The sequence below is a fragment of the Kocuria sp. CNJ-770 genome (assembly GCF_001942375.1).
GTDB lineage: Bacteria > Actinomycetota > Actinomycetes > Actinomycetales > Micrococcaceae > Kocuria > Kocuria oceani.
The window spans coordinates 29,119-41,386 of sequence record NZ_MKJW01000075.1 but is presented as its reverse complement, the minus strand read 5'-3'; the positions used below and the strand labels follow the sequence as shown (position 1 = coordinate 41,386).

The 12,268-nt window shown below is 72.7% G+C and carries 12 protein-coding genes and 1 pseudogene; 1 reads left to right on the top strand and 12 read right to left on the bottom strand.

Annotated elements, in window-relative coordinates; all coding sequences use genetic code 11:
- Positions 1 to 14 precede the first annotated feature (14 nt).
- The 12 genes and pseudogenes from BJF77_RS03705 to BJF77_RS03650 form a co-directional block, all read right to left on the bottom strand.
- Positions 15 to 926, bottom strand: a complete 912-nt coding sequence (locus BJF77_RS03705; RefSeq protein ID WP_047802194.1) for a F0F1 ATP synthase subunit gamma — start codon at positions 924 to 926, stop codon at positions 15 to 17.
- A gap of 60 nt (positions 927 to 986) precedes the next feature.
- On the bottom strand, positions 987 to 2,612 hold the full coding sequence (gene atpA / locus BJF77_RS03700; RefSeq protein WP_047802195.1) for a F0F1 ATP synthase subunit alpha: 1,626 nt from the start codon (positions 2,610 to 2,612) through the stop codon (positions 987 to 989).
- Between the two features lie 148 nt (positions 2,613 to 2,760).
- Positions 2,761 to 3,573 (bottom strand): F0F1 ATP synthase subunit delta, encoded by an 813-nt coding sequence (locus BJF77_RS03695; RefSeq protein ID WP_075871305.1) that lies wholly within the window; start codon positions 3,571 to 3,573, stop codon positions 2,761 to 2,763.
- Complete coding sequence (locus BJF77_RS03690) at positions 3,573 to 4,124, bottom strand: F0F1 ATP synthase subunit B (protein WP_047802197.1); 552 nt, start codon at positions 4,122 to 4,124, stop codon at positions 3,573 to 3,575. The genes BJF77_RS03695 and BJF77_RS03690 overlap by 1 nt, the downstream gene beginning before the upstream one ends.
- A gap of 47 nt (positions 4,125 to 4,171) precedes the next feature.
- Positions 4,172 to 4,375, bottom strand: coding sequence for an ATP synthase F0 subunit C (gene atpE, locus BJF77_RS03685; protein WP_017833261.1), 204 nt, complete (start codon positions 4,373 to 4,375; stop codon positions 4,172 to 4,174).
- A gap of 117 nt (positions 4,376 to 4,492) precedes the next feature.
- Positions 4,493 to 5,284: a F0F1 ATP synthase subunit A gene (gene atpB, locus BJF77_RS03680; protein ID WP_075871304.1), complete on the bottom strand. Its 792-nt coding sequence runs from the start codon at positions 5,282 to 5,284 to the stop codon at positions 4,493 to 4,495.
- 33 nt (positions 5,285 to 5,317) lie between these two features.
- Positions 5,318 to 5,728 (bottom strand): AtpZ/AtpI family protein, encoded by a 411-nt coding sequence (locus tag BJF77_RS03675; RefSeq protein ID WP_053004730.1) that lies wholly within the window; start codon positions 5,726 to 5,728, stop codon positions 5,318 to 5,320.
- The gene (locus BJF77_RS20430) at positions 5,715 to 6,209 is read right to left on the bottom strand and encodes a hypothetical protein (RefSeq protein ID WP_075871303.1); all 495 of its coding nucleotides are present in this window, start codon (positions 6,207 to 6,209) and stop codon (positions 5,715 to 5,717) included. Before BJF77_RS20430 ends, BJF77_RS03675 begins: the two co-directional genes overlap by 14 nt.
- The gene (locus BJF77_RS03665; protein WP_255396122.1) at positions 6,206 to 7,321 is read right to left on the bottom strand and encodes a glycosyltransferase family 4 protein; all 1,116 of its coding nucleotides are present in this window, start codon (positions 7,319 to 7,321) and stop codon (positions 6,206 to 6,208) included. The genes BJF77_RS20430 and BJF77_RS03665 overlap by 4 nt, the downstream gene beginning before the upstream one ends.
- A pseudogene (locus BJF77_RS03660) lies at positions 7,318 to 9,129 on the bottom strand (polysaccharide biosynthesis protein). Before BJF77_RS03660 ends, BJF77_RS03665 begins: the two are co-directional and overlap by 4 nt.
- 167 nt (positions 9,130 to 9,296) lie before the next feature.
- Positions 9,297 to 10,142, bottom strand: coding sequence for a glycosyltransferase (locus tag BJF77_RS03655; RefSeq protein WP_255396121.1), 846 nt, complete (start codon positions 10,140 to 10,142; stop codon positions 9,297 to 9,299).
- Entirely contained in the window at positions 10,139 to 11,050 is a 912-nt protein-coding gene (locus BJF77_RS03650; protein WP_075871302.1) for a glycosyltransferase, read from the bottom strand. Before BJF77_RS03650 ends, BJF77_RS03655 begins: the two co-directional genes overlap by 4 nt.
- 170 nt (positions 11,051 to 11,220) lie before the next feature.
- Here BJF77_RS03650 and BJF77_RS03645 point away from each other — a divergent pair, with 170 nt between their 5' ends.
- Positions 11,221 to 12,192, top strand: coding sequence for an NAD(P)-dependent oxidoreductase (locus BJF77_RS03645; RefSeq protein ID WP_075871301.1), 972 nt, complete (start codon positions 11,221 to 11,223; stop codon positions 12,190 to 12,192).
- The last annotated feature ends 76 nt before the right edge of the window (positions 12,193 to 12,268 follow it).

Here is a 12,268-nt window from a genome sequence, read left to right as displayed (position 1 = left end):
CGCCGGGCGGCCCGTCACAGGGCTTCGGCGCCGCTCACGATCTCGGTGAGCTCGGTGGTGATCTCGGCCTGGCGGGCGTTGTTCATCAGGCGCGTGTACTTCTTGATCAGCTCGTCGGCGTTGTCGCCGGCGGCTTTCATCGCCTTCTGCCGGGCCGCGAGCTCGCTCGTGGCCGCGTGCGAGAGGCTGGCGTACAGGCGGGCGTCGATGTAGCGCGGCAGCACCGCGTCGAGGAACTCCTCGGGGTTCGGCTCGAACTCGAAGGTGCTGTCCGGCTCCTCCAGCTCGTCGAACTCCTGGGCGACCTCGTCGGTCAGGGCGTTGGCGTCCACGACCTCCAGCGGCAGCAGGCGCAGCACCCGGGGCTCCTGGGTGACCATCGACTGGAACGACGTGTAGACCAGGTGGATCTCGTCCACCCCGCCGTCCTCGTACGCGGTCTCCAGGTCCTCGACCAGCACCTCGCGCAGCTCCCGCGCCCGCTCCGGGCGGGCGTTGTCGGTGTCGCCCGTCCAGTTGCGCTCGTACGGGCGGCTGCGGAAGTCGAAGTAGGCCTGGGCCTTGCGGCCGATCAGGTAGACCTTGGTCTCCTTGCCCTGCCCGTGGAGCAGCTCCAGCAGGCCCTCGGCCTCCTTGAGCACGTTGGACGAGTAGGAGCCGGCCAGGCCGCGGTCCGAGGTCATGATCACCACGGCGGCCCGGCGCACCTCGTCGGGCCGTGTGGTGAGGACATGGGAGACGTTGTGCTGGGTGGCGACCTGTGAGACCGCCCGGGTCAGCGCGTTCGCGTACGGACGCGCCGCGAGCAGACCCTGTCGGGACTTGTTGATGCGCGAGGTCGCGATCATCTCCATGGCCTTGAAGATCTTCTTCATGGACTTGGTCGACGCGATCTTGTTCCGGTAGACCCGAATCTGCGCTCCCATGTGACTTCCTTTCGTCACCGTGTCCGGTGCGCCGCCGCGGCGGCGCACCGGACCGACCGGTTACTTCCTGACGATCCGTTCCTGGTCGACCTTCGAGGCGTCGATGGCTTCGTGCTCCTCGTGCCCCGGCTCGATGCCGTGCTTGGTGCCCCGGAAGTCGCGCTTGACCTCGGCCACGGCGGTCTCGAGGGCGGCGACCGCGTCGTCCTCGAGCTTGCCGGTCCCCACGATGGAGTCCATGACGTTGGTGGTGCGGCGGACGTGGTCCAGCAGCGCCTGCTCGAAGTCCAGCACGTCGGCGACCTCGACCTCGTCGAGGTGGCCGTTGGTGCCGGCCCAGATCGACACGACCTGGTCCTCGACCGGGTACGGGGTGTACTGCTTCTGCTTCAGCAGCTCCATCAGGCGCGCGCCGCGGGTCAGCTGCTGGCGCGAGGCCGGGTCGAGGTCCGAGGCGAACATCGCGAAGGCCTGCATCGACCGGTAGGAGGCCAGCTCCAGCTTCAGCGTGCCGGAGACCTTCTTCATCGCCTTCACCTGCGCGGCGCCGCCGACGCGGGACACCGAGATGCCCACGTCCACGGCCGGGCGCTGGTTGGCGTTGAACAGGTCCGACTGCAGGAAGATCTGGCCGTCGGTGATCGAGATGACGTTGGTCGGGATGAAGGCCGAGACGTCGTTGGCCTTCGTCTCGATCATCGGCAGACCGGTCATCGACCCGGCGCCCAGCTCGTCCGAGAGCTTGGCGCAGCGCTCGAGCAGGCGGGAGTGCAGGTAGAAGACGTCGCCGGGGTAGGCCTCGCGTCCCGGCGGGCGGCGCAGCAGCAGCGACACGGCACGGTAGGCCTCGGCCTGCTTGGACAGGTCGTCGAAGACGATCAGCACGTGCTTGCCGCCGTACATCCAGTGCTGGCCGATGGCCGAGCCGGCGTAGGGGGCGAGGTACTTGATGCCCGCGGCCTCGGAGGCCGGAGCGGCGACGATCGTGGTGTACTCGAGCGCCCCGTTGTCCTCCAGGGTCTGGCGCACGCCGGCGATGGTCGAGGCCTTCTGCCCGACCGCCACGTAGATGCAGCGCACCTGCTTGTTGACGTCCCCGGACTCCCAGTTGGCGCGCTGGTTGAGGATGGCGTCGACGGCGATCGCCGTCTTGCCGGTCTGCCGGTCGCCGATGAGGAGCTGGCGCTGACCGCGGCCGATCGGGATCATGGCGTCGATGGCCTTGATGCCCGTCTGCAGCGGCTCGTGCACCGACTTGCGCATGGTCACGCCGGGGGCCTGAAGCTCCAGGGCGCGGCGGCCCTCGGCCTCGATCGGGCCGAGGTCGTCGATGGGCATGCCCAGCGGGTCGACCACGCGACCGAGGTAGGCGTCGCCCACGGGCACGGAGAGGACCTCCCCGGTGCGCTGGACCTCCTGGCCCTCCTCGATGCCGCGGAAGTCGCCGAGGATCACGACGCCGATGTCGCGGGTGTCGAGGTTCTGCGCGAGGCCCAGCACGCCGTTCTCGAAGCGCAGCAGCTCGTTGGCCATGACCGAGGGCAGGCCCTCGACGCGGGCGATGCCGTCGGAGGCGCTACTGACGCGGCCGACCTCGGTTCGTTCTGCGGTGCCGGGCTCGTAGGACGCGGCGAATTCGCTCAGCGCGCTACGGACGTCGTCGGCATTGATGGTGACTTCGGACATGTCCTGTCCCTGCTCTCCTAGTTCGTGATCACTGCGTCGGCGGTGACCGTGAGTCCATTGTCGTGGCGGAACGCTGCGCCGGTCCACCGGCCGGTGCCGTCCGGCCGGCGGGGCGGTGCCCCCGCCACGGCGGCGTGCGAGCCTCGGCTCAGGCGCCGATCCGCTGGCGCAGCGCGTCGAGGCGGGCCGCGACGGAACCGTCGATGACCTCCTCGCCGACCTGCACCTTGAGCCCGCCGATCAGCGCCGGATCGACGTCGACCGTGAGCTTGAGGTCCTTGCCGTACAGCGTGTTGAGCTGGTGCTGCAGGCGGGCCCGCTGCTCGTCGGTCAGCGGGCGGGAGGTGCTCACGTGGGCGATCCAGCGCTGGCGGCGCGCCGCGACCTCTTCCGCGAAGCGCTCCACGAGACGGCCCACCAGGGCGCCGCGCGGCGAGAGCACGGCCTGCTCCAGGAGCAGCAGCGCCTCCTCCGAGGCGCCCGGGCTGAGCCGGCGGGTGAGCTGGGTCCTCGCCTCGACGTCCGCGCGCGGATCGCTGAGCGCCCGCTGCAGCTCGTGCGAGCCGTCCAGGACGGTCTTGAAGGCGATGAGCTGGTCGACGACCTGTTCGAGGCCCTCGAGGCCGGCCCGGTTCTCCGCGGACGCCGCGGTGAGGACCACCCCGGCGTGCTCCAGGCCGTCGGCGAACTCGCGGTCGTCGCCCCAGCGCCGGGCGGTCATCCCGGCGACGATCTCCACGGCGTCCGGGGAGACCTTGCCGGTGAACAGCCGGCGGACCACCTGGGCCCGCTGCTCCCCCGAGTACGAGGGGTCCACGAGCGCCCGGCGCACGGGTCCGTTCTCGTCGAGGACGGCCAGCACGGCGAACAGCTCGCGCGCGAGCGCGGGGCTGGCGGAGCCGGCCCAGCGCTCGGCGTCTGCGGTGGCCTGCTGACGGTATTCGTTCGCTGCGTCTGTCATTACCGCGCTGCACCCGCGTTCCGCTGCTGCTCCGACTCGAGGTCGGCGAGGAAGCGGTCGACGACCCGGCCGGCGCGGGCGTCGTCGTCGAGGGTCTCCCCCACGATCTTCGACGCCAGCGTGGTGGCCAGCGCGCCCACCTCGTTGCGCAGCGAGACCACGGCGGCCGAGCGCTCCGCCTCGATGGTCCGGTGCGCGTTCTCGGTGATGCGCGCGGACTCGGCGTTGGCCCGGTCCTTGAAGTCCGCCAGGATCTTCTCGCCCTCCAGGCGGGCCTCCTCGCGGATCTTCTGCGCCTCCAGGCGCGCGCTCTCGAGCTGCTGGTTGTACTCGTCACGCGCGGCGGCGGCCTCGGCCTGCGCGGCCTTCGCCTTCGCGAGACCGCCCTCGATGGCCTCGGTGCGCTCCTGGTAGACCCGCTCGAAGGCCGGCACGACGAACTTGACGACCAGGAAGAGCAGGATCAGGAACCCGATGCCGGTGATCAGCATTTCCCAGACATTGGGGAAGAGGGGGTTCGCCCCTTCCTCGGCTGCCAGCAACAGTGTCATGTTCGCGATTCCTGTTCTCTAGGAAGGACTTGTACGGGGTACGCCACTCAGGCGATGAACGCGAGCACGAAGCCCAGAATCGCGAGCGCCTCGACCACGGCGAAGCCGAAGAACAGCATCGGCTGCAGCACGCGCTGCGACTCCGGCTGGCGGGCGACGGACTGCATGTACGCGGCGAAGATCAGACCCACGCCGATGCCACCGCCGATGGCAGCCAGACCGTAACCAATAGCGCTGAGCGAACCAGTCATGAGGGGTGTTTCCTTTCTAGGTGCCCGGGGGCCGGGCGTCGTAGCCGTGTCGGCTCTGAACAGTTGGAGGATGGAGCTGGGGTGTCCGGCCGGGGCCGGACGGGGGCTCCGCCGGGGTCAGTGGCCCTCTTGCAGGGCGCCCTGGACGTAGACGGCGAAGAGGAGGGTGAAGATGTAGGCCTGGAGGACCTGGATGAGGATCTCCAGGAAGTAGATGAAGATGCCCAGCACGGTGGATCCGACGGAGACGATGCTCAGCAGCCCGCCCTGGGTCAGCAGGTACGCGGTCATCGAGGCCGCGACCATGAGCGCCAGGTGACCGGCGAACATCGTGGCGAACACACGCAGGGCGTGGGTGACCGGGCGGATGATCAGGTTCGAGAGGAACTCGATCGGGATCAGGAAGATGTACAGCGCCTTCGGGACGTCCGGCGGCATGGTCATCTTCCCCATGAACCCGCCGAGGCCGTGGCGCTTGATCCCCATGAACACCCAGGTGACGTAGGCGATGCCGGCCAGCACGTAGGCGGAGCCCGCGTGGGAGAGCGTCGGCAGCTGCAGGATCGGGATCGAGCCGAAGAGGTTGTTCACGAGGATGAAGAAGAAGAACGTGAACAGCAGCGGGACGTAGGGGCGGAACTCCTTCTCGCCGATGATGTCCCGGCCGAGGTGGTTGCGGACGAAGCCGTAGCCGCTCTCCCCGAGGTACTGGGCCTTCGAGGGGACGAGCGCGCGGCGGCGGATGGCCCACATGAAGAAGCCGGCGATCAGGACGACCGACAGGAGGACCAGCAGCATCTGCTTGCCGAACTCGAAGGTGCCCAGCTCGAAGAACGGAGGCAGGTGCATCTCATCGACGGTCGGGGCGGTGAATCCTCCGGTGGCGGGAAGCCTGAGGGCGGCGTTCAATGCGGGTCCTTTCTGCAGTGCTCTGGCCGGTTGTCACGGTCGGGGCGCCGAGTCCGGGCCGGACTGGTGCGGGTTGGGAGGATCAGCTCCGTCGGAGGCCTGGCTGCGACGGAGCCCCTCCTGCATGTGGAGGTACACGACGTAGATCCCGGAGGCGGCACCGATGCACGCGCCCAGGACCACGATCCACCGGGTTCCCAGCACGCGATCCGCACCCCACCCTACCAAACTCCAGAACCCCATCCCGATCACCACGTAGAGGAGTGTCGTGAGGCCGCCGGACAGGCCGCCGCCCTCCACGAGCTCCCCCGCGGTGCGCAGTCCCCGACCCCGGGCGGGCCCGTCCCGGCCGTGTTCCTCCGCGCCTGCCGGGCCCTCCTCCGGGGCCGGTCCGGGCGGGTCCGCGGGGCCGCCGGTCGTGCCGTCGCGGTCATCCGTGCTCATGGCGCCCGGTCCTCCTGTCGTCGTGCGCCGGGGCCCCGGCGGACCGCGCGGACCCGTCGTGCCGGTTGCCGTGCGGGTCCGCGCCCGGGTCCCCGGGCACGCCCGGCTCGCGGCGCCCGTGGAGGTCCTGCTGCGGGTTCCCCTGCGGGTCCTGCCGCGGGTCCTCCTGCCGGGCGCGCAGCACCGGGCCGAGGGCCGCGCGGGTCCGCCGGGCGCTCGTGCGCCCGGCCAGGACCAGGGACACGGCCAGCGCCCCCAGCAGGCCTGCGGCGAGCCAGCCCGGGGACAGCCAGGGCGGGGCGGGCACGGTCAGCAGCACCCAGCCGAGCACGAACACCTTCAGCACGTAGCTCAGCGCCAGGGCGGGGGCCGCTACGGGGCCCGGGGCGCCCGCGGTCGCCCGGGCCACGAGCAGGGTGATCAGGTGGCTCGCGACGATCAGCCCGGCCCCGGCCAGGGCGCTGAGCGCGGGCCCGCTCACCGCGGGGCCCGGGTCCGGCGGCGCGCGCCGCGGCGGACGAGCAGCTCCGGCAGCACGAGGTAGAGCCCCAGCACGGCCAGGACGAACGCGCCCGCGAGCACCGTGGCCGTGGGCCCGGTGCGCAGGCCCAGGACCGAGACCACGCTGACGAGGACGGTGACGCCCGTGACGACGAGGGAGGAGCCCACGTGGGAGAGCCCGGCGTCGGTGAGCCGCTGGTACACGTGCGAGCGGTGCGGGCGGTACCAGTCCTCCCCCGCCCGGACGCGGCGGAGCAGGGTCACGGCGGTGTCGGCGACGTAGACGGCCAGCGGCGGCAGGAGGTACTCGACGTAGACGCCGGAGAGGAACGCGGCCACCGCGATGCCGGCCAGGGACCCGCCCAGCAGGTAGGAGCCGACGTCGCCGAGGAAGACGGTGCCGCGGCCCAGGTTCCACGGCAGGAACCCGGCGAAGCCCCCGGCCACGGCCAGGCCGGCGGCGACCATCCAGGTCAGGTCGTTGGAGGCGCCGGCCCAGGCGTAGAGCAGTCCGGCGGCCAGCCCGTGCAGCCCGGAGATCCCGTTGATCCCGTCCATGAAGTTGGCCATGTTGACGTAGGCGGCGATCGCCAGGGTGCCCACGGGCAGCCACCACACCGAGGTGCCGAGCACGCTCACCAGCACGCCGGTGGCGGCCAGCCCGATGCCCAGCTGCGCGGCCAGGCGCCCCCGCACGGACACCCCCCGGTAGTCCTCGACCCACCCGAGGGCCGCGCACAGCGCGGCGACCGCGAGCACGACCAGCGCCACCGACCGGTCGACCTCCACCGCCCCGGCCAGCAGGGCGCCGCCGTAGGCCAGGAGCACGGCCACGGCCACCGCCAGGCCCATGCCGCGCACCACGGTGCGCTGGTGGGAGGAGCGTTCGTTGGGCACGTCCAGCACGCCCCAGCGCGCGAGCAGCGGCTTGACCACCAGGGGCAGCAGCAGGCTCAGCACGAGGGCGGGGGCCCCGACCGTCAGGACGAGCTCGCCGAGCCGGCGCAGCTCCTCCGGGTCCGGTGCGGCTCCGGGGTCGGTGAGGTCCAGCCCGGCCGGACGCAGCACGGGCAGCGGCGCGGCGGCGCTCACGACGCCCTCCCGGAGGGGCTGCGCGGGCGCTGCACGGAAGTGGGCGGCGGCTGGGTGGAGGGCCGCACCACGGGGACCGTACCGGTGTAGACCATCCCGCCGCGCACCTTCCAGGTGTGCCGGTCCAGCTGGGCCGGGTCCAGGCGGTCGGCGCGGGCGTGGGAGATCTTGGGGTGGAACGGCCGCTCGTCCGTCTCGCCGAGGCCGATCAGGTCCTCGTGCAGCTTCTCCCCCGGGCGCAGTCCGGTGATCTCGATCTCGACGTCCTCCCGTCCGCTCATCACGCGCAGCCGCTCGGCGATGTCCATGATCCGCACGGGCTCGCCCATGTCCAGGATCAGCACCTCCCCGCCCCGGGCGATCGCCCCGGCCTGGATGACGAGCTGTCAGGCCTCCGGGATGGTCATGAAGTACCGGGTGGCCTCGGGGTCGGTCACCGTGATGGGGCCGCCCTGCCGGATCTGCTCGGTGAACAGGGGCAGCATCGAGCCGCGGGAGCCGAAGACGTTGCCGAAGCGCACGGACGCGTACCGGCGCCCGGTCCGGTCCGCCATCCAGGCGGTGAGCTTCTCGGCCACGCGCTTGGAGTGGCCCAGTGCCGTGGTGGGGTTGGCGGCCTTGTCCGTGGAGATGTTCACGAACACCTCGACCTCCGCCTCCTCCGCGGCCTGCAGCACGTTGAGGGTGCCCAGGACGTTGGTCTTCCACGCCTCGTCCGGGTACTGCTCGAGCAGCGACACGTGCTTGAGGGCCGCCGCGTGGAAGACGACCTCCGGGCGCCGGTCGCGGAAGATCGCCCTGACGGACTCGGGGTCGCGGATGTCGGCGAGGACCGTGTCGCGCCCGTCGAGCAGGCCGCGACCGGTGATGGAGATCTGCGTGCCCTGCAGCGCCGACTCGTCGCGGTCCACCATGATCAGCTCCGCGGGCTCGAAGCCCACCAGCTGGCGGCACAGCTCCGAGCCGATGGAGCCGCCCGCGCCCGTGACCAGGACGCGCCGGCCCGTGACGTAGCCGGCGATCTCCTCCAGGTCGATGTCCACCGGGCGGCGGCCGATGAGGTCCTCCATGCTGATGTCCCGGAAGTCCACGGCCTTGTGCTTGGCGGTGAGCACCTCGCCCAGCGGGGGCATGGTCATGACCCGGATCCCGGTGCCGGCCACGGCATCGGCCACGCGGTGCATGAGCCGGGGCTCGGGGCTGGACATCGCCACGATCAGCACGGAGGCCCGGGTGCGGGCCATCACGTCGCGGACGTCGTGCAGGGTGCCCAGCACCGGCACCGAGGAGATGCGCAGGTGCTTCTTCGCGGGGTCGTCGTCGAGCAGGGCCACGGGCAGGAAGTCGGAGTTCGGGTCCTGCATCATCCGGTGCACCAGGAACGTCCCGAGATAGCCGGCACCGTAGATCACCACGTGCTGGGCGGCGGCGCCCGGCCGGGCCGAGGCCTCCTGGTACATCCGCTTCAGGTACCGGAAGGCGGCCATGAACAGGCACGCGAACGGGAAGGCGATCAGGGCGGTGGAGCGGGGGATGCCGATGCTCGTGCCCACCACCAGGAGCAGCACCTGGAGCACCGCCGTGACGATGAGCGTGACGACCACGAGCAGCTTGGCCTCGTCGAAGCTGCCGAAGGAGTAGCGCCCCTTGTACAGGGCGAAGGAGAAGCCCACGACGAGCTGGGCGGCCACCGCCACGGCGGACACGACGAGCAGCCCCGGCACGGTGATGAACTGCAGGGCCATCTCGTAGCGCAGCACCAGGGCCAGCACGAGCGCCACGATCCAGGCGGCGGAGTCCAGGAGCATCTGGATCCACAGCCACGCCACCGGCTTCTCCGGGGACCCCGGCGGGGCCGGGAGCGCGGACGCCCCGGAGCGGGGGGTGCGCTCGGGCTCACCACTCATCGAGTCGTTCCTTTCGTGGTCGGGGCCGCTCACGGTCGGAGCCGGCGGGCGGGGCGCAGGGCCCGCGGTCACCGGCGGCCGGTCCCGGCCATGGCCCGGTAGGCGAGCTCCCGGAGCCGGGTGGGGACGAAGCGGTACCCCGCGCGGACCCCGACGTTCACGGCCCATTGTAGGAAGCCGACGTGCCCGGACCGCAGCAGGCGGGCCTGCAGGGCCAGGTCGGCCCGGAACATCCGCATGCCGCCGCGGCGCTCGTAGGCCCCCGCCGAGACGCGGTAGCCCACCAGCGGCTCGGCCACGTTGCGCAGGTCCGCCCCCGCCCGCAGCAGCCGGACCCACAGCCAGTAGTCCTCCGCCAGCGGCACGTCCTCGTAGCCGCCCACGGCCGTCACGGCGGAGCGCCGGAACACCACGGACGGGTGGCTGAGCGGGTTGCGCCGCCGGGAGACCGCCAGGATCCGGTCCTGCCCCACCGGGGCCCGCCGCAGCGCGAGCGGGCGGGCCTCGTCCTCGCCGATCTCGTGCATCGAGGAGCCGACCACGTCGGCGCCCGCCTCGATCACCGGCAGCTGCACGGCGAAGCGGCGGGGGTAGGAGACGTCGTCGGCGTCCATCCGCGCCACGACGTCGTGCCGGCACCGGGCCAGGCCCGCGCTCAGGGCGGCGGTGAGCCCCTCGTTGCGCTCGAGGTCGACCCGCACCACGGCCACGGGCAGCTCCCGGGCGAGCCGGCCCAGCTCCGCCTCGAGGGGCGCGGGGACCGGGCCGTCGCGCACGAGGACGAGCTCCGCCGGCGGACGCTGCTGCTCCACCGTGGTCGACTCCGCGGCCCGGCGCAGCCGTTCGGGCGTGTCGCCGCGGTACACGGACATCAGGACGGAGAACTCGGGCACCGCCGCGGGGGCCGCCGTCACCGCGGCCCGCCGAAGCCCCGGCCGCGCATCCCGCCGACGTAGCGGCCGGCCCAGGACACCAGGCCGCGCACGTCCCGGCGGCGCAGGTAGTACAGGGGGTAGCCGACGAGGTCGGCCGCGAGCTGCACCGGCCGCTTGTAGCGCCAGGTGGTCCAGCCGCGGTTGCGGAAGAAGTGCGCCCGCTTGAACGCGGTCTCCGGCACCACGACCTTGAGCCGGCCCGGGATCACCACGTGCTCCTCGGCCCAGCCCGGCGGGTGGGCCACCGCCGCCCGGGTGGTGGTGCCGAACGGCAGGCCGGAGCGGCGCAGCCGGATCAGGAAGTCCACCTCGTCCCCGCGCAGGAACAGCTTGAGGTCCGGCAGCCCCACCCGGAAGAACACGTCCTCGGCCACGAGCGCGCCGTTGAAGAAGGTGGCGTACCCGGGCAGGAAGCCCAGCGGCTCGAGGTCGGAGCGGGCGTGCGTGAGCCGCCCGTCCAGCCGGTAGGAGAACGCCAGGGCGGTGTGGTCCTGCGGGGCGACGATCAGCGGCGAGACCACGGCGAGCTCCCGCCGCGCGGCCTCCTCCAGGAGGATCTCCAGGCAGTCGGGCTGCTCCGGGCGGGCGTCGTCGTCCATGAGCCACACCCGGTCCGCGCCGGTGGCCAGCGCGGTGAGGATCGCGAGGGAGAACCCGCCGGCGCCGCCCAGGTTGGCCAGGGACCGCACGTGGTGCAGCGCGAACCGGCCGCCGACCGCCTCCTCGAGCGCGTCCCGCGGCACCGCCTCGCGGCCCGCGTCGACCAGGCACAGCGACGCGACCGGCACCGTCTGCGCCCGCAGCGCCGCCACCAGGGTCAGCACGTCCTCGTGCCGGTCCTGGGTCACGCAGGCCACCGCCACCGTGGGCGTGGGGTCGGACGGCATGCGGATCCTCCAGGTGCGGTAGCGGGCTCCGGCGCGGCAGGGTGCCGGGGTGGGCGCCGGATCGTGCCGAGTCTAGCAACCGGGCGCGGCCGGGGCCGGTCTGTACGATGAGCCCAGGGGCTCCGGCCCGGACGACGGCGACCGGCGCAGACCGGCGGGAAGGAAGCACCGTGACATCGACGACGTGGGCAGTCCTGGGAGCGACGGGGTTCGTGGGCTCCGCGACCGTGGCCCGGCTGCAGGCGGACGGCCAGACGGTGGTCCCGGTCTCCGCCCCCCGCCTGGCGTCCGGCGCGCACACCGTCCACCACCTGCTGGAGCAGGCCGGGCGCCTCGAGTCGGTGATCGACTACCTCGCCGAGTCCTTCGCAGGGGCCCACGTGGTCGTCAACGCCGCCGGCCTCGCCGCGCCGGACCAGACGCACGAGGAGTCGCTGCTGGGCGCCAACGCGCTGCTGCCGGTGCTCGTGGCCCTCGCCGCCCGCCGCACGAGCGTGCGGCGTGTCGTGCACCTCAGCAGCGCCGCCGTCCAGGGCGACATCGACGTCCTGGACGAGACGCCCACGGTGCGGCCCTTCTCCCCCTACTCCTTCTCCAAGGCGCTCGGTGAGAGCGCCCTGCTGAAGCTGCGCCGGGACTGGGCCGCCGACCCGGGGGGCCCCGCCCTCACGGCGCTGCGCGCCACCTCGGTGCAGGGCTCGGGCCGGCGCACCACCGCGCGGCTGGCCCGCTTCGCGTCCTCGCGGCTGAGCTCCGTGGCCGGCGACGGCTCCGCGCCCACGCCGGTCAGCTCCGTGCACGCCCTGGCGGAGTTCGTCTCCCGCGCCGGGCGCCACCCCGGCGAGCTGCCCCCGGTCCTGCTGCAGCCCTGGGAGGGGGCGACCACCGCCTCGATCCTGCGGGACGCCGGCCGCCGCGAGCCGCTGCACCTCCCGGCGCTGCTGTGCCGGGCCGCGGTGGACACCGGCTTCGCCGTGTCCGGCCTGGCCGGCAACCGCTGGCACGGGCTCGTGCGCCGGCTGGAGGTCACCTGGTTCGGGCAGCGCCAGGTGCGCGGCTGGGCCGAGGAGCACGGCGAGCTGCCGGAGCCGCGGATCACCGAGGTGCTGCGCCAGGCCCACCTGGCCGTCGGCCGGCGCTGAGCCGGCGCCGGGGACCGTCCGGTCCCCGGGTCCGCCGGCGGCCGCGCAGGGTGCGCTCCGGCGGCCCGCACGCGGG

Bases quoted from the DNA above. Each gene is read 5' to 3' on its own strand.
- BJF77_RS03705 (WP_047802194.1), bottom strand. From the start codon at position 926: ATGGGAGCGCAGATTCGGGTCTACCGGAACAAGATCGCGTCGACCAAG.
- atpA (WP_047802195.1), bottom strand. From the start codon at position 2,612: ATGTCCGAAGTCACCATCAATGCCGACGACGTCCGTAGCGCGCTGAGC.
- BJF77_RS03695 (WP_075871305.1), bottom strand. From the start codon at position 3,573: ATGACAGACGCAGCGAACGAATACCGTCAGCAGGCCACCGCAGACGCC.
- BJF77_RS03690 (WP_047802197.1), bottom strand. From the start codon at position 4,124: ATGACACTGTTGCTGGCAGCCGAGGAAGGGGCGAACCCCCTCTTCCCC.
- atpE (WP_017833261.1), bottom strand. From the start codon at position 4,375: ATGACTGGTTCGCTCAGCGCTATTGGTTACGGTCTGGCTGCCATCGGC.
- BJF77_RS03675 (WP_053004730.1), bottom strand. From the start codon at position 5,728: ATGAGCACGGATGACCGCGACGGCACGACCGGCGGCCCCGCGGACCCG.
- BJF77_RS03650 (WP_075871302.1), bottom strand. From the start codon at position 11,050: ATGCCGTCCGACCCCACGCCCACGGTGGCGGTGGCCTGCGTGACCCAG.